Raw genomic sequence first — 24505 nt, 5'->3', positions numbered from 1 at the left:
TTAACTTGAAATATCAATGGAAAAACACTTTTATTACGAATCAACCCTAAGACTCTGTAGTAGTCTGCAACTGGAGAAATCCCTACAGAGTTACTTTGAGTTTATTCGGGATGAACTCCCCATTGATGGGCTATTTGTGAATATTTTTCGCAAACAATTTAATGATATACAGTTTATCGCCCATGTAGATAACACCCATTGCTGTACGCTCGATAAGCGCGTCCAAATTCCTGAGAAGATGGCGCAATACTTAGAAGATCCCGAGCGACCAAGGGTTAGAATTGTTAACGATATTGAGCATGATCCTGTTACTGCATTAGTCGCACCTCAAGTGATTAAAGATATTCGGTCACTGATTATCTTGCGAATGTCGATTGAAAACACCCATCTTGGGATAGTCGGTTTTTATGCCAAAACCACTGGAGTATTTAGGCCCCGCCATGCGGACTTAATCGCACCGCATATGCAAAACCTCGCGCTGATCACGGCGCTGAATTTAAGGGATCGCAACTTACTCAAAGAGAATGAAGCGCTCTCAAAACAAAACGTGAGTCTACGCCGCACCTTAGATGTTCAAAATGGCGTGGTTGGCGCTAATTCTGGCCTGAAACAGGTAATGCAACAGGTGCAATCCATCGCCAAAATCAACACCACAGTGTTAATGCTTGGGGAAACGGGCTGCGGCAAGGAAGTCATCGCCAACGCCATTCACGAATTGTCGGAGCGCTCGGGTAAGCCTTTTATCAAGGTAAACTGCGGCGCCATCCCAGATACCTTGATTGACTCCGAGCTCTTTGGTTATGAAAAAGGTGCATTTACCGGCGCCGATTCACGCAAAATTGGCTACTTCGAGCAGGCCAATGGCGGCACCATTTTCTTAGACGAAATTGGGGAGCTACCGCTTTCGGCTCAAGTTAGGTTACTCAGAGTACTGCAAAATAGTTGTATCACCCGCGTTGGCGGTCACGATGCGGTTCAGCTCGATATTCGTATTGTGGCCGCAACCCACAGAAACCTTCAGGCCATGGTGCACAGAGAAGTGTTTCGCGAGGATCTCTGGTATCGGCTGGCGATTTTCCCCATCGAGATCCCATCACTCAGACAAAGACGCACAGATATACCTCTGCTGGTACAACATTTTATCGAGCAGCTCAGTGCCAAGTTCAATTTGCCGCAGCTGCCAAGAATCGCCCCAGAACAACTGAATATTCTCAACCAATATGGCTGGCCAGGAAATGTGCGCGAACTCATTAATGTGCTCGAGCGCGCCATTATTCAGCACCCCGCAGGGCCGCTGGATTTTAGCTTTCTGGCGCCACAGAGCCTCGAAGCCGTTAAAACCCCATCCAATCAAACCGTGATTATCGACCCTAGTCATGCCAGCGATAAGCTGGTGCCGCTGGAGGTGATGACCAAAAAATACATCAGCCATGCCTTAAGGATCACTGGGGGTAAACTCTATGGCCCGGGCGGCGCCGCCGAATTGCTGGATATCAATGCCAATACCCTGCGCAGTAAAATGAAGAAGTTAGGGATTGTGTAATACTTTGATTAGGCATGGATAGTTCTGAAAAAGGCCACAATATGTGGCCTTTGCTTTATGTGCTTTTTTAGCGCAATCTGTCGTCGAACTTAGAAGAAATAACGGATGCCAACGGCATAGTTGTTATCCTGCAGATCTTCGTAGGCTTTATCGTCCATATCGCTGAAATCGATTTTGGCTTCGGCGTACATGATAGTGTCGCGGCTATAACGATAATGCAGGCCTAGCACGGCAAATTGGCGGGTCCATTTACCTTGGATGACGGTGTTTTCATCGGTGTCCAAATCTTGGTAAGTCAGCAATAAGCTAGGTACGAATCCGTTATCGTAGTGGTAAGCGACGATAAATTCGGCGCCAGTTGAGTCGTAGAGATCGCCACCCACTAACTCGTTTTGCTCACTCTTATGGGCATTAAAACCAACATATAATCCATCGGCATCACGACCCGGCGCATACTGATAGAAACTACCATACTGCGCACCAATGCCAATGATTTGATTGGTATTATCGACGTCTTTACCAGCGAGGTTTCCAGTAAAGTCGCCACGGTTAAAACCCGCTAACACCTTAAATTTATCGGTAACGTAGTAAGTGGCACTCGCACCATAGCTAGGGTCAAAGCTCAGCTCTGAACCATCATTTAAGGCATGACCTTGATTGTCATAGAGTGCAACATCGCTATTTTGCTTAGAAGCGTATTGCACAGCGATATGTAGATTGCCAAAGGTATTACGGTATTGCAGCGCGGCATCAGCACGGCCCGCCCCCGTCAGACCACCATCACCGAAGGTGTAAGCTCCGACAGACCAGCCAGTAAACGCATTGAGCACGTCAGTGGTATAAGCCACGTCATAGTAAGCACCCCATTGCTTACCAAAGCTGAGGGTACCCCACTTTTCGTGTGCCATGCCGACATAACCTAAACGATTAAAGAGAAAATCTGAGGTTTTTGAAGCCGATAACTGACCTCCACCTTGACCTTGGGTATAGATCAGACCATCGTCACTGGTGACCATGTTAATGCCCCATTCGGTATGGGCAAAGGAGCGCCAGCCGTTTTTCTCTTGGCGGTCGAAACGGAATCCCACCCGGGAAAAGTTATCAATTACTGAGGTTTCGTGGCCATCGTTTAACGCCGCAAAGCCTAGCCAACCCATCATATTGACGCTATTGGTTTGATCGTTATACAGCTCGACCGCTTGAGTTGTACCAGTGAGCAGCACCGCAGGGATCATCACTGCTAGCAATTTCTTTTTCATATCATCTACACCTTTTAATTCAGCTAAACCATATATAATCATATGATTTAATTGGCTTATTATATTCTCCAGCCAATACACAGCAGTTTGCATGCCACGGCGCTGAAAAGCTGAGTTTCAAGGTGTTTTTTAGAAGTGGATCCGCCAATCACGAAATATCGTGATTGGCGGTAATTAAATATCGCGGAATAAATTAAATATCGTTACCAAATCCCGTGGTTTAGCGACAGTTTGATCACATATGTGTCATCAGGCTTGGGCGACCGCTTTGCTCGTTCGCCGTCTAGGCGCAGTCGGTTTAGCGGTTGTGGAGGTGGTAGATGCTGCGGCTGAATTGCTAGAATTCCCTTTTTTAGCGCCAGTACGGGCTTTGTTCCCGCCAGCAGCGCTTCTGGCTCCCGCTTTTCGATAACCGGACTTTTTAGTCGCGGCACGCTTAAAACCCTGCCCTTTTAAGCCATTGAGGGCTGAGGGTAATTGAGCACCCGCATTTTCGATCAAGTTATTTAGCGTCCCCAGCAGTGGCTGCATAAACCCTTGATAAGAGATTTCTTTATGACAGATACCGTTTAGGCTTGCCTCCCACAGCGCCGTCATATCGGGCGTCGTAGCGCTAAGGGGCAAACTATTGATTAAGCCCTTGCCCACCTCAGTGGCCACAATCGACTTCCCCTGACGCTGAATAAAACCTCGCTTAAACAGCAGCTCAATAATGCCTGCGCGAGTCGCTTCCGTACCTAGGCCATCGGTTTCCTTTAAAATTTTGCGGATCTCAGGATCTGTTACATAACGGTTAATCCCCGTCATGGCGCTCAGCAAGGTCGCATCGGTAAAGGCCTTGGGTGGTTGAGTTTGCTTCTCGACTAATTCACCTCGGTGACAATGAAGCACTTGCCCTAAGGTAAGCGGCGGTAACTGACCAACATATTCTCCTTCATCTATATCCTTATCGCCTTGCGCAAAACTCGCTGTGGATGATGCGTCTTTTCGTTCGTTCTCTTCTCTGGCAAACAGCTGTTTCCAACCGAGGGACTTATCCTGTTTTGCCTTAGTTTTAAAAAGACCACCTTCGATCGTCACCTCGACCGCGGTTTCACTGTAGCAATAGGCAGGATAAAACTGCGCCAAATACTGACGAGCAATATGCAGATAAAGCTGTCTTTCCCGCTGGCTTAAGCCAACTAAATTAGGCTGTTTTTCCGTTGGTATAATGGCATGGTGGGCATCGACTTTTTTATCATCCCACGCCTTAGATTTAAGCCGAGGATTTGGCGCCTCAGCCTGTGCGACTAACTCGGGCGCACCGCCTGTAATGGCCGCTAATACCCCGCTTGCAAGCCCATGCTGCTCTGTGGGCAAATAACGGCTGTCTGAGCGTGGATAGGTGATTAGCTTATGGCGCTCGTATAAACTCTGGCAGGTGTCGAGCACGTCCTTCGCGCTCATACCAAAGCGCTTGGCCGCATCGATTTGCAGCGCTGATAAACTGTAGGGCAAAGGCGGATTCTGCTGCTTATCCTTAGTGCTTAACTGGGTCACTTCGGCGGGTTTATCGGTGATCCGGCGCACCACATTTTGCGCTAACCCCTTAGCGAGCACGCGCCCCTCTTCATCCATATAGGGTAAGCAGGCTTCACTGGGTTGCCACTTCGCCGTAAAAGCCTGATCTTTGTCCGTCACTAAGTGGGCCAGAACCTCATAAAAAGGCTTAGATTGAAAGTTCGCGATTTCCTCATCGCGGCGCACAATAAGTCCAAGGAGCGGGGTCTGTACTCGACCGACTGATAGCACGCCCTGATAGCCAACCTTTTTCCCTTGGATGGTGTAGGCCCGCGTCATATTCATGCCATAGAGCCAATCGGCGCGGCTTCGGGCAAGTGCCGAAGTCGACAAAGGAATAAACTCACGGTTACTGCGAAGTTGCGACAAGGCACGTTTCACCGCCTGCGGATTTAAGTCGCTGATAAGGAGTCGCTGCGTTTGCTGTAATTTATCGCCCGTCACACCCAAATAGGCGATCACTTCATCAACCAACAACTGCCCTTCTCTGTCGGGATCGCCCGCATTCACTAAGGTATCGGCCTGTTTCACCAGCTTTTTAAGTACTGTGAGTTGGCTGCGGGTTGCGGCCTTAGGTTTAAGCTGCCACTTCTCGGGCACTATGGGTAAATGCTCAAATTTCCACGATTTAAACTCTGGATTATAGGCATCGGGTTCTGCCTGTTCGAGCAAGTGCCCCACACACCAAGACACACAGTTACCTTGGGCGTCTTCAATAAACCCGTCACCTTTTTTGTGGGGTTTAGGCAGCACATCGGCAATTGCACGCCCAAGGCTTGGTTTTTCAGCAATATAGAGGATCATATCTACATTAAACACTGTATATAATTACAGTGTAATTTAGCCCAAAGCGGACAAGAGTGCAAACCGCCATTTAACCTAGAGGGCCGATTGAACACGATGAATGGCGATGGAACACTAAAGCTGTGTAAATTTAGTTGAGAATAATTCTCATCTAAAACTAAAATCCCTCGTATCCGTTACAAGGAATTGAGAACAAGAGATGAATACACTGACCTTGCCCTGTCATGCGAAACCCGCCTTTAAACCAGCGCTAGTATTAAGATTCAATCAATTAATGCTCTTTCATAGCTTATTGTTATTGGCGTTAAGTCTGCTTTGTGAAATGGGGCTAAAAAGCTTGGGGCTTGAGGCGCCTTTCCTCTCTTGGGCTTTTATCCTGTTTCTACCTGTGGCGGTGAGCCTATCTTTGCTATTAAAACATCGTATTAGCCGCCGCAGTCTGGCATGGCTTTTCGGACTATGGATGCTGCTATGGCTGGTAATTTAAGCCAAGTTTACTTTGCCTTGCACAAATACCGTCCCCGCTATCCACTTTGGCTGAGTTAATAGTCTCGATCAATTCGCCTTATCTCCCCGCTTTTCTCAATGATTCAAGTTGCTAGATTATGAATCTCAATACTGCAGAGATAACACGCTGCAAAATAAAGCTCCTCAGTAACCACACCAAATAAAGAACGTTAAATTATCAATTATTTAACAACTTTAGCTATGAAGCGGCTTAAAAAGCCGTTATGTTGAAGCTCTTAGACGTGCGCACACGTCTTAACCTTAGGCCAAAGTGGCCATTTGGTACCCAAACTTACAAGCAAATTTCTTAAAAACTCTGCAAAAACAACAGAATATTGGAGTTGAACTATATGAATGAGATTGTTAATGCGGTCAACAATATCGTTTGGAGCCCCGCACTCGTTTATCTTTGCCTCGGTGTAGGACTCTTTTTCTCCCTGCGCTCACGTTTCCTACAGTTACGCCATTTACCCGAAATGATCCGTCTAATGTTTGATGGCAAAAGCACTGATGCTGGCGTGTCTTCCTTCCAGGCTTTAGCCATGACCTTAGCGGGTCGTGTGGGAACCGGTAACATTGCTGGTGTCGCCACTGCGATTACCTTCGGCGGTCCGGGTGCATTGTTTTGGATGTGGATGGTGGCGTTTCTGGGCGCCAGCTCCGCATTCGTTGAATCCACCTTAGGACAAGTCTACAAAGAAAAAATCAACGGTGAATACCGCGGCGGCCCCGCCTTTTATATTGAAAAAGGCTTAGGCATGAAGTGGTACGCTTGGACATTTGCCATTGCGACTATTTTTGCCTGCGGGATTTTACTGCCTGGCGTGCAAGCTAACTCCATAGGTTCTAGCCTAAAAACCGCCTTCAATATTGCCCCTAACGTCACAGCAGCCATTCTTGCGATGCTATTAGGTTTCATTATTTTTGGTGGCGTAAAACGTATTGCCCACTTTGCCAGTACCGTAGTGCCCTTTATGGCACTGGGTTATATCATCGTCGCTTGCGTGATTATTGCCCTTAACATTGGCCAGCTGCCCGATATTATTATGTTGATCCTAAAAAGCGCCTTCGGACTCGATGCAGGCTTTGGTGCGATTCTCGGTCTTGCGATTATGTGGGGGGTAAAACGCGGTATTTACTCAAACGAAGCGGGCCAAGGTACTGGGCCGCACGCTTCTTCTGCCGCCGCAGTGAGTCATCCAGCTAAACAAGGTTTAGTACAAGCCTTCTCAGTATATGTTGATACCCTGTTTGTCTGTTCTGCCACCGGCTTTATGCTGCTGATCACGGGTTTGTATAATGTGCAAGGCCCTGATGGTGCCGCGCTTTATACCGGGATTGCGGGTGTCGCAGCAGGCCCAGGTTATGTGCAAACCGCGATGGAAAGCATGATGCCAGGCTTTGGTAATATGTTCGTTGCCGTTGCGCTGTTCTTCTTCGCCTTCACCACCATTGTGGCCTACTACTATATTGCCGAAACCAACATTGCCTATATCAATCGCAAGGCGAATCGTCCTTGGCTCACTGTGGTACTGAAAGTAGTGCTGATGGCATCAACGGTCTATGGCACAGTGAAAACCGCCGATTTGGCCTGGGGCATGGGTGATATTGGTGTGGGCCTGATGGCATGGCTAAACATTATCGCCATTATTCTGCTGCAACGCATCGCCTTCACTTGCCTGAAGGATTATGAGTCGCAACAGAAACAAGGGGTTGAGCCGTTATTTGACCCTGAAAAACTCGGTATTCCCCATGCAGACTATTGGGTTGAGCGTAAAAATGCGCAGGATGAACTCGCGCAGAGTCAATCGAGCGAACCTCCAAAGCTCTCCTAAAGATTAAAGCTCCAAATAACAAAGCCAGTGACTTATCACTGGCTTTTTTGTTGCGCGTTTTAAGGTGCACCCGCTTAACGCCAAGCACACACTCAACTCATCTTATGGATGGCAAACGTTGTGTAACTCTAAGTTAGTGCCAATGTCCTTATTACGGTCGGCTTTGGCATCGTCGTTACGTAACTGAGTTAAGTGGTCGAGGTAAGATTGGTCAACATCGTTAGTGATGTAGTGACCGTCGAACACTGAGGTTTCGAAACGTTTGATCTCTGGGTTTTCCATTCTCACCGCTTCAACCAGATCCGGCAGATTTTGGAAGATAATCCCATCGGCGCCAATCAGCTTAGCAATTTCATCGGCATCACGACCGTGGGCAATCAGCTCATTCGAGGTTGGCATATCGATACCGTAAACGTTCGGGAAACGAATTTCCGGTGCCGCCGAGGCAAAGTACACTTTCTTCGCACCCGCTTCACGCGCCATCTCAATGATTTGCTCTGACGTGGTACCACGCACGATAGAGTCATCCACTAACAGCACGTTCTTACCCTTAAACTCAGTGTTGATGGCATTGAGTTTACGGCGTACCGATTTTTTACGCTCCTGTTGACCAGGCATAATAAAGGTACGGCCGATATAACGGTTCTTCACAAAACCTTGGCGGTAAGGTAAGTCCATGCAACGGGCGATTTCTAATGCGATATCGCATGAGGTTTCAGGAATAGGAATGACTACGTCGATATCATGGTCGTACCATTCTTTTTTGATCTTTTCACCAAGCTTGGCACCCATGTTCACGCGACTGGCGTAAACAGAGACATTGTCGATAGTCGAATCTGGGCGCGCAAAATACACGAATTCGAAGATACAAGGTGAGTAGCTTGGCTCTTTGGCGCATTGGCGAGTATAAAGCTGACCATCGAGAGAGATATAAATCGCTTCGCCTGGCGCCACATCGCGCATCACTTCAAAACCCACGGCATCGAGCGCCACGCTCTCAGAAGCCACCATGTACTCAGTACCGGTTGGGGTTTCGTGTTTACCTAATACCAGTGGACGAATACCGAATGGATCGCGAAATGCCACTAGACCTTGACCGATAATCATGGCTACAACCGCATAGGCGCCACGGGCTTGCTCGTGCACTTTAGCGATAGTGTCGAACACTTCGTCAGGCGTCAGCATTAAGCTCGTGGTTTTTTGCAGCTCATCGGCCAGCAGATTTAATAATACTTCTGAGTCGGATGTGGTGTTCACATGGCGACGTTTTTTGATCAGGCCTTCTGCTAATTCAACCGTGTTGGTTAAGTTACCGTTATGGGCTAATGAAATCCCAAATGGCGAGTTAACATAGAAAGGCTGCGCTTCTGACGCGCTGGAACTGCCTGCAGTAGGATAACGTACGTGGCCAATACCTGCATTGCCCTGTAGGCGCTGCATGTGTTTGACTTCAAATACATCTTTGACCAGACCATTGGCTTTACGTAGTCTGAAAGCACCACGATCAACGGTCACAATACCTGCCGCATCCTGACCTCTGTGTTGAAGCACGGTCAGTGCGTCATAAATGGTCTGATTAACCGATGATTGGCCAACTATTCCGACGATACCACACATGGGTAAGCTTCCTCATTGTAAGATGTTCTATGCCCTTTCATGTTGAAATATAAGTAAAAGACGAAGTAAATCTCCAGCCATACGACTGAAGCGCTTCATCTCAGTGTTGAGTCCGTGGCCTTAGGCTTCGGACTCAACCTTACTTATCCTCCATCACTTAGGATAAATTTATTGTCTTTTTTATAGTTTGGGTACAAAGCTGGAGGTGTTTTCCAAATAGTGAAAGAACCATTGGATCACAACGCCAAATTCGGGCACTAGTACAGAGTCCTTCCACCATTGGGTGTTGGGTGAGCCTGTAAAAGCATCCATAAAAAACAGCAGCGCACTGACGATCAGTGCGCCCCTAATGGCACCGAAACACAGACCTAAGAGTCTGTCAGTGCCAGATAATCCGGTTTTAACCACTAATTGCCCAATGATGTAATTAATAAGGGCGCCGAGTATTAAGGTGGTGATAAAAAGAATAGCAATGGAGACCCCATTGCGTAGCACCTCATCGTTCATTTGCGTGAGATGAACGGCGAGGTCTTGATAAAATTGGCTGGCAACAAAGAAAGCCGCGAACCATACCACTAACGACATGGCTTCTTTGGCAAATCCGCGGATCAGACTGATAAGAGTCGATAACCCGATAACGAAGATGATAGCGTAATCAATCCAAACCATTGAGATGGCTTTCCAGCATAGGCTTTAAGACGGCGCGATTCTACCAGAGACTGAAACGATTCTCACCCCTAGCGAGGTAAATAAATTATTTCAGCCCCTGCTGAATGGCATTAAGATTCCAAGGGATTAAAAGGCACAATTCGGCCTTTCAAACGAGTTAGAGTTTCAATTTCTTCCTGCATTTTCTTCAGCTTAGCTTCGGAAACGTCGGGCCCCACAAACACTTTCGTCAATACGCCATCCTTAGGCGTGTCTGGAATTGTGTACGCCTTGTAACCACTTTTACGTAACTGCGCCACCAGCGCTTTTACGTTGGCGGCATTGCTAAATGCGCCTAGTTGCAGCGTAAGCCCTGGCTTTAATGAATCACGGCTCACCACTTTAATGCCATCGTCTTTGGCAGGTTTTGCAGATTCTGTTTTCGCGGTTTCGGCTTTAGGTTTGTCCGTTTTCGCGACTACGGTTGGCTTGGGTTCTGGCTTTTTGGTCTCAGTTTTAGTTGGAGTCGGCTTTGGCGTCTCTTTCTTCGGTTCGGCCTTAGCGGTCTCGGTTTTCACCGGCGCTTTCACCTCAGGCTTGGTTTCCGCTTTTGCCGTCTGTGGTTTGGCGGTCTCCTTCACCTCTTCCGCTTTAGGCTCGACTTTTGCCGCAGACGTGTCTTTGACGTCAGTATTGACCGCCTGTGCTAACGCCGCCTCATCGTTAGGAGAGGACTCTTCGGGTAAGGCACCTTCGCCATCCACATCTTGGGTGGACAACACCTCAAACATATCATCGGCGTTTTGCTGCGCTATCGCGGCAGGACGCAGGGGAATTTCGGCAAATTGTTCCTCTTGACGATCCTTCTTGCCATCTAAAATATCCGGCAGAAAAATCACCCCGAGGGCGACCAGCACCACAGTGCCGACTAATCGATTATGAAACTGGCTAGACAAAACGGTTATCCTGCTTAAAGAGAGACTTAAAACCTGCCACAGTGTAAAAGGAGCCAAACACAATTACCACATCATCGGGCTGAATTTGCGCTTTTAATGCCGTCCATGCCGCGGCGATATCGTCAAACTCATGGGCCTTAGTGTCTTGCGCTAAGGTTTGGCGCAGCAGGCTTGCATTTGCGCCGCGCTCCCCCTGTAAACTCACTAAGTACCAAGTATCGATTAAGGGCGAAACCACAGGCAATACGCCTGCAATGTCCTTATCCTTTAGCATGCCACACAGGGCAAACACTCGCTTCCCCGTCACCATAGGCGTGAGCTGCTTGACTAAAAAGCGCGCCGCATGGGGATTGTGCGCCACATCGAGTAAAATCAGCGGCTGCTCGTTAACTTGCTCTAAACGCCCGGTTAAGCGCGCGCTGCTGATGCCTTTGGCAATGATATCGGCGGTAATATGCGGCCAGCCATGCTCAACAATCGCAATCACAGTCGCGGCGTTTGGTAATGGCAGTGTCGGCAAACTCAGCTGCTTAAGGCTAAATACTTGGCCTTGGTAATCCCACGTCTGGCCATCTTGCTGGTAACTAAACTCCTCGCCCACACGATAGAGCTTGGCGCCAACATCTTGGGCGACATCATTGACCGTATGGGGTAAGTTCGGCTCGCCGACAATCGCTGGGCGACCTTGGCGAAAAATGCCTGCCTTTTCACGGCCGACCAATTCGCGGGTATTGCCCAAATAGGCCTCGTGATCTAAATCGACGGACGTCACCACGCTGATATCGGCATCAATCATGTTGGTGGCATCCAAACGGCCGCCAAGACCGACTTCTAAGATCACCACATCCAACTTGGCCGCTTTAAACAGGATTAAGCCTGCTAAAGTGGCATATTCGAAGAAGGTCAGCGAAATCTCGCCGCGCGCCGCCTCAATCTGTTCAAAGGCCGCAACAAAGGCTTCATCGCTGGCATCTTGACCGTTGATGCGCACCCTTTCGTTGTATTTGAGCATATGGGGCGAGCTGTAGACGCCCACCGTCAGCCCAGATAAACGCAGGATGTTCTCGAGCATGGCGCAGGTGGTGCCTTTGCCATTGGTGCCTCCTACAGTGACCACTTTGCTAGGCCCGAGATCCAATAAATGCAGGCGCGCTGCAACCTTTGAAACCCGGGTTAATCCCATATCGATTTCGGTTGGGTGAATCGATAATAAATAATCTAGCCATTGTGCCAGTGGCGCATTCGCACTCGGCACAGTTAAAGATGTCTGTTCACTCGGGACTGTGGTCATCTGTTCTTTCCTTCCTTCGATACGCGCTTCACTTAACGGGCAAAGCAGCGATTAATCCAGCATAAACAATGGCCCTAAAGCCAACTTAGGCAGTTGATACTGCTCGGGATATGTCACATCGACTAAATAGAGTCCATTAGGTTTGGCGGTGGCCGCTGCTTGATTTCGATCTTTAAGGGCCAGTAAATCCGCCATCCAGGTCAGAGGCTGATTGCCTAGACCGATTTCCAGCAGGGAGCCGACAATGTTACGCACCATATGGTGCAAGAAGGCGTTAGCAGAAATATCGACAATCACATACATGCCTTGACGCGTCACTTTAACGCTGTGCACATTGCGAAATGGGGTTTTCGATTGACATTGAATAGCGCGAAAACTGGTAAAGTCCTGCTCCCCCAGCAGCGCCTGCGCCGCAACATGCATTTTATCAGCGTCGATATCACCGTGGTAATGGCTCACACCGTGACGCAGGATCCCGGGGCGGAAATTATGATTGTAAATCACATAGCGGTAACGTCTGGCCGTGGCCGAAAAGCGGGCGTGGAAACTTTCATCCACCTCTTTTGCCCAACGAACGGCGATATTATCGGGCAAATTGGCATTCACCCCTAAGGTCCACGCGCCTTCGTTACGTATGGCATTAGTCTCGAAATGCACCACCTGCCCCGTTGCATGAACGCCGGCATCGGTTCTTCCGGCACAAAACAAACTAATGGGTTCGTTCGCCACCTTTGATAAGGCTTGTTCTAATTGCCCTTGTACTGAATCGACTTCGGCCTGACGCTGCCAACCGAAATAACCACTTCCGTCATATTCAATACCTAATGCAATCCGCATCCACACATCCTCACAGTTAATTTAGCGGCGCATTTTATCACAGCAGCCCATAAAAAAAACGGCGCTCTGCGCGCCGTTAGTGTGAAATCAAGCCCCTTAAGGATTAGCCCATCTCTTTAAGTAAACGGGCCGCTTCTTCTTGCTGACGCTCATTACCGTCGATTTGGACTTCCCGTAGCAATGCTTTGGCACTGTCGCTGTCATCGATTTCGATGTAGGCACGGGCTAAATCGAGCTTGGCATTGACTGAGTTTTCCTCGTCGTCCACGTCGATCATGGCGGCATCGCCAATCAGCGCGCCGACATCGCTCATCTCAACATCCATTTCAGGATAGAGATCTGTCTCTGTGTTGTCCTGCTCGGCATCGTTAAGCAGTTTTTCGATATCGATATAGCCATGCTCATTTTGGAAGTTGGTTAAATCATGCTCTGGAACAAACTTCTTCGACTGACGAGATTCCTGCGCATCGAGGGCGGCTAGGGCCTCATCGACGGTCAGCGTGTGTTCGTCATCGAGGGCAAAGCTATCCTCAGGGGTTAATACCTCTTCCTCTTCGAGTTCGGTATTGGTGCTAAAGGCGGCAAGTACGCTGTCATCGCTTAAATCGACGTCATCGGTGTCGTCTTTTAAATCAAACTCGCGGCCTAAATCCAGCTCATCGTCGAGGTTAAACTCAGTGCTCTCAGCCGTATTTTTGGCATCAACCTCTGGTTTCGCATCTGGCGCAAATTCCAGCGGTTGACGTATAGTGCCCTGCACAGGTACAGGATCTAAGGGCAAATCTGTTTCCGGTTTGACTGGCGTTTCCGCCTTAGGCGTAGGCGCAAAATTCAGTTCGGTATCCCAATCAAGCACATGGGGATCCTTACTCTTATTGGCCTTTAGGTCATTAAAGAAAGAGGACTCTTTATCTTTAGCTTTTGCAGCTGCGGCTGACGCGACGGCGGCACCAGCAAGGGCGGGCGCGATATCATCGGTATCGGCATCAAAACCTGTAAACAGAGGTTCAGTTGCAGCCTCATCGGCGCTGTCTAGGTTTGCCGCAATCTCTTCGTTTAGCTCGAAGGTGTCATCCGTGCCATCAATGGCATGGGAGGCACCAATCCCCTTGAGTAAATCTTCTTCCTCAACTTTGGCTTCTGGTTCTGTGTGAGTAGTTTCTATGTCGAAGTTAAAGTCATCAGCATCAGCTTCGCCTTGTTCTGGCACATCAAACTCGGCTAAGAGTGAGTCGAGATCATCCTGCGCATTAGATAAATCTTCTGGCAAAGCTGACTCAAGCTCTGCAGCAATCTCATCATTGTCAGACGATACTTGCTCCGCAATGGTGTCTTCGTCAAAGACTTCTTGAGTATTAAAACCAGCTAATAACTGGCCCAAATCATCATCGCTCGCTGACTCGGTGTTGAGTTCATCCTCAAGTTCAGCGGCAATAGCTGCGGCAATCTCCGGATCATGGTCAACTGGTGCATCTAATCCCGCAAGTAATGTATCGATATCATCATCTGAATCGCTTATACCTATCTCATTCAAATCCGCATCTAATTCTGCTGCGATTTCATCACTCAAATCGGGAGCAGCTGGCGCAGGTTTATCAAAGTCCGCTAATAAGGCATCGATATCATCGGTTTGCTCAACCCCCAACTCGGCTAAATCACCATCTAATTCAGCGGCAATCGCATCGCCAAGATCAGGCTCTTGGTTTTCGTCAATTTTGCTTTCGGCTAACAAAGCATCCAGATCGTCATCAATCTCTGACGAAATCGCAGTACTGGCGTCAGGTTGATTAAAGTCAGCAAGCAAGGCATCAATATCTGCATCTGCAGCAAGCTCATTATTTTCAAGCTCAGAATCTAACTCAGCGGCTATTGCTGCTGTGATATCGTCATCAATAGCTGTTGCATCGGCCTCTTGCTCAGCAGGCATGTCAAACCCAGCTAATTCATCAAGTGACGATTCCGTATTTTGTTGAGCAGTATCACTCGCCTCTTCTGTCCCTAGTCCAGCCAACAAGGCATCAAGATCTTCTTCCTCTAAGATATTGCCAGATTTAGGTTTTTCTTCGGCGACAGCCTCTTCCTGATCTCCCATAGCCTCAGCCCAGAGATCATCTAATGATTGGCCTTCTTCCTCTTCAAACTTAGGCTCTGGCTCATCACTGATACCAGGGTCGATAAACATTTCAGAGGCAATATCCATCTGCTCATGGCTATCAGTCATTTCCTGCTCGGGTTGCAGATCAACACTGCCGACATCGAGTAAGCTGTCAATAGAATCGGCATGTTCGCCATCTAAATGCACAGCCATGTCGCCTAAATCGTCATCATCCATCGCCAGTACGGATGCCCCCGCTACGCCAGCCGCACCCGCAGCCACCATAGCAGCTTGCTGCACTTCTAACTCGCGACGCTCTTTATTGCGTTTACGGCGTAATAGCCAGAAGACGAGGATAAGTAGCAATAATGCAGGGATCACCGCCGCCGCAACGAGGAGCAGCGGATTACTCATCAAATTACGCCATAGATCATCAGGCTCTGCTGGCATGGCAGGCTCATCAGTCGTAGCTGCTTCTGGCGTTTGTGCAGCCTCGACCTCGGCTTTAAGGGCAAGGTTTTGCTTCTTGCTGGCCTGCAGGGTTTCTTCTAATACCGCAATCTGTTGATTTAATTCTTCGATCTTAGCTTTGAGCGTCTCAACATCGGTATTTCTCACCGCGAGTTGATCTTGCGCTCTGGCTAACTCGTCAGTGAGGGATAAATTCTTGCTCTCCGCCGCTTCAAGACGCGCATTGATATCCGAGCTCACCATCTTAGGCGCGGTTGGCGTTGGCGCTGCTTCGGTTTTAGCAACCTCAGTTTTCGCCGCCTCGGGTTTCACCTCTGCCTTAGGTGTTTCAACCTTAGGCTGTACAGCAACCTGAGCCGGTGCAGGCTTCGTTGCTGGTTTGGTTTCAGGCTTAGGTGCGGCTTTAGCCGCAGTACGAGCCTGCTTATCGCTGCGTTCGGCGCGGGCAATGGCCAGACTATTAGGAATGGCGAGCATCACTTCTTTCGAAGGGATCAGCAAAATCATGCCACGTTCTAGGCTGTTATAACTGTCGGAGTTAAACGCATGGGGGTTAGCATCAAATACTGCGGCCATCACTTGATAAACACTGACACTGGCATCGGGACGGACTTTTTGCGCAATGCTCCAGAAGGTGTCCTTAGAGGTCGTTGGCCCATATTGATGATTGACCTGACGGATCTGTCCGTCTGGACCCATGATTTTTAAAGGTTTTATTTTGGGAGTATCAGCAGCTATCGCAGGATCAATAAAAGAGGTCGTGGAAGAAACAGCTAAAACGGTGGCCATCAGGCCCACAAGATACGAAGTGCGAAATTTCATCAATCCTTCCCTTTGAAGCGCTATTTAAGTTATCTCGCTGATAACAGGCTTTAGGCAATTGTATTTATTGAGATTACTATAAACTAGAAATCCCAGCCCTGCTACTGTTCACAATTGTAAAACAAAAAAAGCCTGCTGGCAGCAGGCTTTTTCACTGAGCATCAATCGCCACTTAAGAGTTAGTAATAGTCTCTCACTAAAATCTCGGCAATTTGCACACTGTTTAAGGCTGCGCCTTTACGGATATTGTCCGATACCACCCAAAGGTTAATACCGTGAGAATGGGAAATATCCTTACGCACACGGCCCACATAAACAGGATCGGTACCCGCTGCATGGGTCACAGCCGTTGGATACTCGTCGTCGGATTCGAACAATACCACTCCTTCGGCATCACGCAGTAAAGCTTTAATATCTTCTGCATCGGCGACTTGACGCGTCTCGATATGTACGGCTTCAGAGTGACCATAGAAGACTGGTACACGCACGGCCGTTGCGTTGACGAGGATCTCGTCATCACCGAAAATCTTCTGGGTTTCCCAGACCATTTTCATTTCTTCTTTGGTGTAGCCGTTATCCATAAATTTATCGATTTGCGGCAATACGTTAAACGCGATTTGCTTTGGATAAACTTCAGCGTCAGCAGGCAGACCTTGCAGCAACTTAGTGCATTGTTTTGCCAGTTCTTCAATCGCCTTTTTACCTGTGCCAGAAACAGACTGATAGGTCGCGACGTTGATACGGCTGATACCGTAAGTGTCGTAAATCGGTTTTAGTGCTACCAGCATTTGGATGGTCGAGCAGTTCGGGTTGGCAATAATATTGCGGTTGCGGAAATCAGCAATAGCATGGGGGTTAACCTCAGGCACAACCAGCGGAATATCAATGTCATAGCGGAAGTGAGAGGTGTTATCGATCACCACACAACCCGCTTCAGCGGCAATAGGCGCCCACTTGGCCGAGACATCACCACCAGCCGAGAAGAAGCCTAACTGCGCTTGACTCCAATCAAAGGTTTCGACGTCCAAAATGGTAACTTGTTTGCCATGGAAGCTGACCGTTTCACCGGCGCTACGGCTACTGGCTAAAGGATATAAGTTCGCAACCGGGAAGTTACGCTCTTCGAGGATCTCAATCATTGTTTGACCCACTGCACCCGATGCACCTAAAACGACAACATTAAATTCCTGCGACATAATTACCGACCGACTCCTGAAAAACCTAAATTGGACAACCAATCTACCTCAGATTGGCCGTGATAAGCCAGCGCCAATGCACTAAATTCGCGTCTATGTTTGTGATTTTTTCTCATAGTGTCGAAGCCATTCTCCTTTACAAAGCCATTTCGGAATACGGCATCGTCATCACGCAGGTCGTAGACGAATCTAGCGAGCTGTAATAAGGCTTTTTCATCGGGGGCTTGTTCGAGTTCAACCGCCTTAAAATGAAATGGAGGCAAGAGCTCGGATAAATGTTTAGTGGCAGGAATAGCTAGCAACTCACACAACTTTTGGTACAGCATAAAAGTGCCTCGGGCCTTACCTTCTAAGCTGTAACCGGCGATATGCGGAGTCGCAAACTCAGCAAAAGGCACCAGCTCCGGCATGGGATTTGGCTCCCCTTCCCATACATCCAGCACCAATTTAAGGTCATCCCTTTGCTGCTTAACCTTAATTAAGGCTTGATTATCAATCACATCACCACGGCAACAGTTCACAAGCCAGGTATTGGGTTTAAGACTCATCAGGCGCGCTTCATCGAATAAATGCAGCGTCTTATGCTCGCCAGTGCGAGTGATGGGCACATGTAAGCTGATGATATCCGCTTGGTGTAATAGGGTCTCAAGGCTCACAAAATGACGGGGATCGCCCTCTGCTGCTTTGATGGGATCATTGAGTAATACCTTAATGCCGTAGGCTTCGAGGCATTTGGCCGTCGCGCTACCAGTATTGCCCGCGCCGACAATCCCCACGACTTTGCCCTTGAGCGGCGAGTTAAACCGCGCCGCCAGTTCTAACATCGCAATAAAGGCAAACTCCCCGACTGCGGTCGCATTACAGCCGGGCGCATTCGAAAAGGGAATACCACGCCCAGCAAGGTAGGCCAGATCCACATGGTCCGTCCCTATGGTGGCGCTGCCGACAAACTTAAGTTTTGGATTGGCATCTAACAGTGCGGCATTGACTCGGGTGACTGAGCGCACCAGCAGCACATCGGCATCTTGCACCTGCTCAGGCGTTAATGTGCGGCCATTAACTGGAATTATCTCGCCTAACGCCCCAAATAAGGGTTCGACATAGGGCATATTTTCATCGACAACAATCTTCATGGGGACCTTTCTGATAAAAGTGGGCTAGAGAGTGAGTAGCCAAGGATTCTAACAAGACTCTGATCATAAACCCAATCCCTGAGTCGAATTCTTAATTTTAGCCAATAAAAAAGGAAGCCTAGGCTTCCTTTTTTAACGAGAATAATGGCTTACTTATATTTACGCATCACTAATGTTGCGTTAGTGCCACCAAAACCAAAACTGTTACTCATCACAGTGTTTAGCTCTGCATCGCGGTATTCACGCACGATTGGCATAGCCTTCGCAGCTTCATCTAAATTATCGATGTTGATGCTAGGCGCAATAAAGCTGTTTTCCATCATGATCAAACTGTAGATGGCTTCGTGTACACCCGCTGCACCTAGGGCATGGCCTGTCATAGACTTAGTCGATGCAACTGGTGGGCACTTGTCTTTAAAAACTTCACGCAGGGCTTCTAACTCACGCACGTCACCAACTGGAGTAGAAGTACCGTGGGTGTTGATGTAGTCAATTGGCGTGTCCACATCGGCCAGAGCCATTTGCATACAACGCACTGCACCTTCGCCAGACGGAGCTACCATGTCGTAACCGTCTGATGATGCGCCATAACCAATCACTTCGGCGTAAATCTTCGCGCCACGAGCCAGAGCATGCTCTAACTCTTCAACGATTAAGATACCGCCACCACCAGAGATAACAAAACCGTCACGGTCCGCGTCATAGGTACGAGAGGCTTTTTCTGGAGTGTCGTTATATTTAGTCGACAATGCACCCATCGCATCGAAGCCCATTGTCAGTGTCCAATCAAGCTCTTCAGCCCCACCCGCAAAGACCATATCTTGCTTACCCATTTGGATAAGTTCAACAGCGTGACCGATACAGTGAGCGCTGGTCGCACAGGCAGAGCTAATAGAGTAGTTCATGCCTTTAATTTTGAATGGAGTAGCTAAACAGGCGCTTGCGGTACTTGCCATAATACGAGGCACAATATAAGGACCGACACGTTTTACGCCCTTTTCGCGCAAAATATCCGCTGCTTGTACTTGGTTAGAAGACGAGGCGCCGCCAGTGCCAACAATCAAGCCAACACGAGGATCTGAATACTGCTCTTCAGTTAACTGAGCATCCTTAATGGCTTCTTGCATTGCAATGTAAGCATATGCCGCAGCATCGCCCATAAAACGCAGCGCTTTGCGGTCAATCAGCTCAGAAGGATCTAATTTGATATTGCCCCATACATGACTACGTAGTTGCATCTCTTCAAACTGAGCGGAATGTGTAATACCACTACGGCCCGCTTTAAGTGACTCTGTCACTTCTTGCTTGTTATTACCGATACTTGAAACAACACCCATTCCGGTGATCACGACTCTTTTCATTTTATTGCTATCCATTGTGTACATGTCAGTACCTACTTTTTGCTGAGCCAATAGTATCTGTTTTGCTTCAATTAAGTGGTCAGCTTTCCATAAAGGCGGGTAAAATAATGCCTATTATGAGACCGAGAGTATATTTCTTTGACTGCTAAGCCCCAAAAATCTTGCCAATTTAAGCGTGATTACCCGCAATTGATCAACCTTTATCCCCCATGCGCGTTGACTACTGCACAGTCTCTGGACAATTTAACTCGCCTTCGACGCTCTCGCTTAACGACGCCATCAGCCCAACTCGGTCAAGGACTGTGCGTCATGGGGCAATGGGGACTGGGCGATGGACTCGAGCTGCTCTCTTTACTGCATCACAGGCAAACCCAGACTCAAAGCAACACACGGCTGTTAGTCAAAGTGTTTGAACCCAATCCCATTAACGATTACGAACTTAAATTACTTTGGGATCAATCGCAAAGCTTAATTTCCCAGCCCCATTTGCAACCGATTGCCAATGCCATACTCAAGGCAAAACCTGCGCGCATTATAGGGTGCCAGAGATTAATTTTTGATGACGGCCGCATCACGGTCGATTTACATTTTGGCGACCTGCACACCTCACTCACCAATTTACCCCACAGCCCTGTTCATCCCATTCAGCAATGGCTGGTTTTACCGCATTTGGCATCGCAGTTAAGCAGCAAGCAAGTTTGGCAAATGGCCCGTTTGAGTGCCGATGATGCGCAGCTGATTGGGGTCAATTTGGCTGAAACCGTGCAGCAGCTTGCCCACTGCAGTGGCTTTAGCACGCTTTATGTCCGCCCAGAATCCCTGAATGGTGATGCAAGTGACGCGCTGCAAAGTCAGATTATCACCGATGAAATTTTGCTCCATGAGCGCAAACTGCTGCGCCAACAAGCCGATACCGCTCAGGCATTTACCCCAAAACCTGCCCCGCTCGCCACTAAAGATCACCCTGTTGCCATCGTCGGTGGCGGACTGGCCTCAGCGAACCTAATGCTATCCCTCGCCGAACGTGGCCAAAGTAGCATACTGTTTTGCAAAGATAATGAGTTAGGCCAAGGCGCATCCGGCAATCGTCAAGGGGCGATTTACCCCCTACTCACGCCTGAAAATGATGAACTTAGCCGTTTTTTCCAACAGGCATTTTTGTTCAGCCGTCGCCGTATCGAGGCGCTGAGCCATGCGTCGAAGATGGAGACAGACGCCGCCCCTACTATTACCGCGATTTCCCATGACTTTTGTGGGGTACTGCAAACGGGTCATGATGAGCGCAGTCAACAACGGCTGGATAAAATCATCCAAAGTCAGGACTGGCCGGCGGAAATCGCCTACGCCGTTGATGCGAATGAAGCTAACGAAATAGCCCAAATAGGTATTGATAAAGCTGGATTTTTTTATCCCCTTGGTGGCTGGGTATGCCCATTTGAATACGCCAAGGCGGCGGTGGACAAGGCCTCGCAACTTGCCAATGTGCAGTGCCATTTCAATACCGAGATCACCGAAATCGAGTGTGATGCGCAGGCTTGGTATCTCCACAGTCAAGGCCAACGTTTTGGACCATTCCGCCAACTCGTGCTCGCCAATGGTGCGCAGCTCACCCAATTTTCGGCCAGTGAGCGATTACAGATAAGTCCGTTTCGCGGCCAAGTGAGCCACGTCCCCGCCCAATTTAAGCTGAGCCAATTGGCGACTGTGTTATGCGCGAACGGTTACCTCACGCCGAGTCATCAAGGCTTGCATTGCCTCGGCGCCAGTTATGTCAAAGCGGCGGAACACTTCGATTTTTGCCCGCAGGAGCAACGTGAAAACCTCGGAAAAATGCAAGAAAGCTACCCCAACCAAACCTGGGTTGACGATATCGACATCAGCGGCAATAGCGCCCGTATCGGCGTGCGCATGGTGACGCGGGATCATTTCCCCATGATGGGCTGTGCACCCGATGTGGCTGAAATATTGGCGCGCTATGAACAGCATCAACTCAATCAGCAGCAGGCAGAACAAAGCAAGCATTATTGGCAAACGACCCCGGCTCCGATCCTCGATGGCCTTTATATTTTGGGTGGCTTAGGGTCGCGGGGATTAAGCTCTGGCCCCTTAGCGGCCGAATGCTTGGCAGCACAATTAACCGGAGAGCCGTTGCCACTCGATTGGCCAACCTTAAATAAACTCAGCCCGAATCGGATGTGGCTACGCAAATTGCTCAAAGGCAAAGCACTTTAGTGAAAGTCAGCACAGTGGTTTAGTGTTTCTGATTAGTTGTTGAATAAAGAAGCTGAGTTGCAGCAATTAAGCGTTATCGCTAAGAGAAAACTAAGCACTCTTGCTGGTATTTTCTCAAGATAAAAGTGCAAAAACAAAAAAGGATTAAGCCATTGCTTAATCCTTTTTGGAACAGATGCTGATTGTTAAGACTACTTTGAAGAACCAGGTTTAGTCGTTTTTACTCGAGTGCGATTATTGTTGTCGCGACTTTGGCGGATCAAGGCATCACCATCGAACTCGGTTTGAGCAAATACCTGCTCACGATGGGCCTTAGCTAATCTGTCGTAAAGTAGCACATTAACCGACGCCGCCAGATTCATGCAGCCCACCGTAGGCACGTACACCACGGCATCGGCTCTATCGATAATCTCTTGGCCAATGGTGCCATCCTCAGGCCCAAACACATAAAAGGCTTTTTCGGGATGGACAAACTCAGGCAAGGGTGTCGCACCTAGAACTAAATCCACGCACACCAGCTTAGTGTCAGATGGGATCGCATCGAGTAATGAGGCCACCCCAGTTAACGGAATGCGCTCGGCGGCGCTCTGCGTATCGGCGTTATATTGCTGCGGCCCACGGGCGGCATATTCATAGCGTTTGCCCGTGTAGAACACCGCATCGACACCATAACAGCCCGAGGCGCGCATAATGCCGCCCACATTGGTGGGCGTTTTGGGATTCACTAAACCGATATAAACCGCTTGCTTCGCCTCAGGTTTTGCCATGACATCAACCAAAGTCGTTGTGGATGAACTCATCAATTACGCCGCTAAATGACTAACAATCTTGCCATGCAACTCTGCCCACGCCGCTTCTACCAGCGCGTAATCGGCATCATTTAATTCTTGGCGAGCAAGGGCTAAACATTCAGTCATTTTTTCAAGTAAGGCTTCTAGCGTGCTCTCGCCTTGGTCTTCAAGTTGCGACAACACCACCGCCACATGGCCTTGCAGATAACCACAGGCAAATAAGGCATCGTCATCACCATGGCTCACAACGGACTCAATCCATTGTGATAATGCATCTTCATACTGCTCTAACATAGGGTAAAACTCTCCAATAACGTATTTCGCCTAAATGGCAGTAGCCCCCTCGGTGCTTGCAATCTCCGAGGAGAATAAATCTGAATAGTCTGGGTTGGCCACCTGATACATCACATAATCATGGTAACCCGTCGTCACTTTGTAATAGCCACAAAGCTCACGATCTAATTGAGGGTCGCCACTATCCACAATTAAGGGACGTCCTTCAAGTGCTTTTAGCTTAGTTTTTGTGGCGAGGATAATAATATTGTCCTTGCCTAGGCGGCGGATAAGCTCTGGCGACAACTGTTGATTGCCACGACCAAGAATATGCCCCTGCCCGCCAATCAAGGTAATAATGAGTTTTGCTGGCTTATCTTGGGTAAGTTCGAGTAACTGATTGGCGGTTAAATCACTCGCCACCAAGGCTTTATCTTGGATAAGGTCAACCCCCAGCAGGGTATTATCAAGCCCAAGTTCCTCCATCACAAAGGCGACAGTGCTGCCCGAGCCCATAATGTACAGCTCATCTTCCATCTGCTGAATAACATCGGCGGCAATGTCGGCGAGCACTAGCTCATCGACTTCTTTTCCCCCCATCTTCACCGCTTGCACATAACGGGGTTCGGCAGGCACTAACAGCTCACCAAATCGTTTGGCGCGCACCGTACCTTGGCGAAAGGCAGCTTCATCGATATCCATCACATCGGCGCTCATTAGGCTAACCAACTCGCCATCGAGCAGCATTTTCACCACCATACCCGCAGCATGGGGGGTGATGCCATAAACGCCCGAATGGATTTTCACCCCAGCTGGCACACCAAGCACGGGCAATTTATCGTCGATAACGGCTTGTTCAAACACGCTATATACATCACGCGCCGTGCCATCGCCCCCTGCAAACAGTAATAAATCCAACGGTTCGTTCAGCAAGGTACGCACTACGGCTTGCGTGTCGATGGCCTGAGTTTTATCTGGGGTTTGATACACCACACGGGTGTTAAAACCTAAGGCGTTAGCGGCGTCTTCCCCCATCACGCCGGAGGCGGTAATGATTTCGATATCATTGGCATAGGGGGCAATCACTTCTAAGGCTTGCATCATACGCTTTATCGCCTTGGGCTCGGCACCTAAGGCGAGTGCCTGCTCGGCCACGCCATCGCTGCCCTTGAGACCCACACTGCCACCTAAACCCGCCAGTGGATTGATGACTAAGCCTAAACGAAACCGGATCACCTTAACCTCTCTTGTTCATTATTTTAGTTTTTACAATG

General features: G+C 48.8%; 18 protein-coding genes. 4 read left to right on the top strand and 14 right to left on the bottom strand.

Going from position 1 to position 24505, the window contains the following annotated elements:
- Window positions 1-16 precede the first annotated feature (16 nt).
- Window positions 17-1543 carry a sigma-54 interaction domain-containing protein gene (locus tag SHD_RS13980; protein WP_023267716.1) on the top strand — a complete coding sequence of 509 codons (1527 nt, stop codon included), beginning with the start codon at window positions 17-19 and terminating at the stop codon, window positions 1541-1543.
- A gap of 89 nt (window positions 1544-1632) precedes the next feature.
- On the opposite strand, the gene SHD_RS13975 is transcribed toward SHD_RS13980, so the two are convergent.
- Together SHD_RS13975 and SHD_RS13970 are read right to left on the bottom strand one after the other, a co-directional pair.
- Complete coding sequence (locus SHD_RS13975) at window positions 1633-2802, bottom strand: porin (protein WP_039978453.1); 1170 nt, start codon at window positions 2800-2802, stop codon at window positions 1633-1635.
- A gap of 249 nt (window positions 2803-3051) precedes the next feature.
- Window positions 3052-5166: a DNA topoisomerase III gene (locus tag SHD_RS13970; RefSeq protein WP_023267714.1), complete on the bottom strand. Its 2115-nt coding sequence runs from the start codon at window positions 5164-5166 to the stop codon at window positions 3052-3054.
- A gap of 199 nt (window positions 5167-5365) precedes the next feature.
- Here SHD_RS13970 and SHD_RS13965 point away from each other — a divergent pair, with 199 nt between their 5' ends.
- Window positions 5366-5653 carry a hypothetical protein gene (locus tag SHD_RS13965; RefSeq protein ID WP_023267713.1) on the top strand — a complete coding sequence of 96 codons (288 nt, stop codon included), beginning with the start codon at window positions 5366-5368 and terminating at the stop codon, window positions 5651-5653.
- 370 nt (window positions 5654-6023) lie between these two features.
- Window positions 6024-7508, top strand: a complete 1485-nt coding sequence (locus tag SHD_RS13960; protein ID WP_023267712.1) for an alanine/glycine:cation symporter family protein — start codon at window positions 6024-6026, stop codon at window positions 7506-7508.
- 102 nt (window positions 7509-7610) lie between these two features.
- On the opposite strand, the gene purF is transcribed toward SHD_RS13960, so the two are convergent.
- The 9 genes from purF to fabB all read right to left on the bottom strand — a co-directional run bounded on the left by purF (window position 7611) and on the right by fabB (window position 19935).
- A complete protein-coding gene (gene purF, locus SHD_RS13955) occupies window positions 7611-9125 on the bottom strand; it encodes an amidophosphoribosyltransferase (RefSeq protein WP_011716540.1) in 1515 nt (504 codons plus the stop codon).
- A 180-nt stretch (window positions 9126-9305) separates the two neighbouring features.
- On the bottom strand, window positions 9306-9794 hold the full coding sequence (locus tag SHD_RS13950) for a CvpA family protein (RefSeq protein ID WP_023267711.1): 489 nt from the start codon (window positions 9792-9794) through the stop codon (window positions 9306-9308).
- Window positions 9795-9904: 110 nt separating this feature from the next.
- Window positions 9905-10729: an SPOR domain-containing protein gene (locus tag SHD_RS13945; RefSeq protein WP_023267710.1), complete on the bottom strand. Its 825-nt coding sequence runs from the start codon at window positions 10727-10729 to the stop codon at window positions 9905-9907.
- On the bottom strand, window positions 10722-12020 hold the full coding sequence (folC, locus tag SHD_RS13940) for a bifunctional tetrahydrofolate synthase/dihydrofolate synthase (RefSeq protein ID WP_023267709.1): 1299 nt from the start codon (window positions 12018-12020) through the stop codon (window positions 10722-10724). The genes SHD_RS13945 and folC overlap by 8 nt, the downstream gene beginning before the upstream one ends.
- Before the next feature lie 51 nt (window positions 12021-12071).
- Window positions 12072-12857, bottom strand: a complete 786-nt coding sequence (gene truA, locus SHD_RS13935) for a tRNA pseudouridine(38-40) synthase TruA (protein WP_023267708.1) — start codon at window positions 12855-12857, stop codon at window positions 12072-12074.
- Window positions 12858-12960: 103 nt separating this feature from the next.
- Window positions 12961-16245 (bottom strand): FimV/HubP family polar landmark protein, encoded by a 3285-nt coding sequence (locus tag SHD_RS13930; protein ID WP_023267707.1) that lies wholly within the window; start codon window positions 16243-16245, stop codon window positions 12961-12963.
- Window positions 16246-16424: 179 nt separating this feature from the next.
- The gene (locus tag SHD_RS13925) at window positions 16425-17441 is read right to left on the bottom strand and encodes an aspartate-semialdehyde dehydrogenase (protein WP_023267706.1); all 1017 of its coding nucleotides are present in this window, start codon (window positions 17439-17441) and stop codon (window positions 16425-16427) included.
- 2 nt (window positions 17442-17443) lie between these two features.
- Window positions 17444-18574: a 4-phosphoerythronate dehydrogenase gene (locus SHD_RS13920; protein ID WP_023267705.1), complete on the bottom strand. Its 1131-nt coding sequence runs from the start codon at window positions 18572-18574 to the stop codon at window positions 17444-17446.
- A gap of 149 nt (window positions 18575-18723) precedes the next feature.
- Window positions 18724-19935, bottom strand: coding sequence for a beta-ketoacyl-ACP synthase I (fabB, locus tag SHD_RS13915; protein ID WP_039978423.1), 1212 nt, complete (start codon window positions 19933-19935; stop codon window positions 18724-18726).
- 138 nt (window positions 19936-20073) lie between these two features.
- Between fabB and mnmC the strand changes: the two genes are divergently transcribed.
- The gene (gene mnmC / locus SHD_RS13910; RefSeq protein WP_039978422.1) at window positions 20074-22167 is read left to right on the top strand and encodes an FAD-dependent 5-carboxymethylaminomethyl-2-thiouridine(34) oxidoreductase MnmC; all 2094 of its coding nucleotides are present in this window, start codon (window positions 20074-20076) and stop codon (window positions 22165-22167) included.
- A gap of 191 nt (window positions 22168-22358) precedes the next feature.
- On the opposite strand, the gene SHD_RS13905 is transcribed toward mnmC, so the two are convergent.
- Genes SHD_RS13905 through SHD_RS13895 form a run of 3 tightly spaced genes read right to left on the bottom strand, consistent with a single transcriptional unit; the run spans window position 22359 to window position 24467 of the window.
- Window positions 22359-22967 (bottom strand): RNA methyltransferase, encoded by a 609-nt coding sequence (locus SHD_RS13905; RefSeq protein ID WP_023267702.1) that lies wholly within the window; start codon window positions 22965-22967, stop codon window positions 22359-22361.
- Between the two features lie 3 nt (window positions 22968-22970).
- Window positions 22971-23252 carry a YfcL family protein gene (locus SHD_RS13900; protein WP_023267701.1) on the bottom strand — a complete coding sequence of 94 codons (282 nt, stop codon included), beginning with the start codon at window positions 23250-23252 and terminating at the stop codon, window positions 22971-22973.
- Window positions 23253-23282: 30 nt separating this feature from the next.
- Window positions 23283-24467: an ATP-NAD kinase family protein gene (locus SHD_RS13895; protein ID WP_023267700.1), complete on the bottom strand. Its 1185-nt coding sequence runs from the start codon at window positions 24465-24467 to the stop codon at window positions 23283-23285.
- Between the last annotated feature and the right edge of the window lie 38 nt (window positions 24468-24505).

The sequence above is a fragment of the Shewanella decolorationis S12 genome, assembly GCF_000485795.1.
GTDB classification, from domain to species: domain Bacteria; phylum Pseudomonadota; class Gammaproteobacteria; order Enterobacterales; family Shewanellaceae; genus Shewanella; species Shewanella decolorationis.
This window is presented reverse-complemented; position numbering and strand designations above follow the sequence as displayed.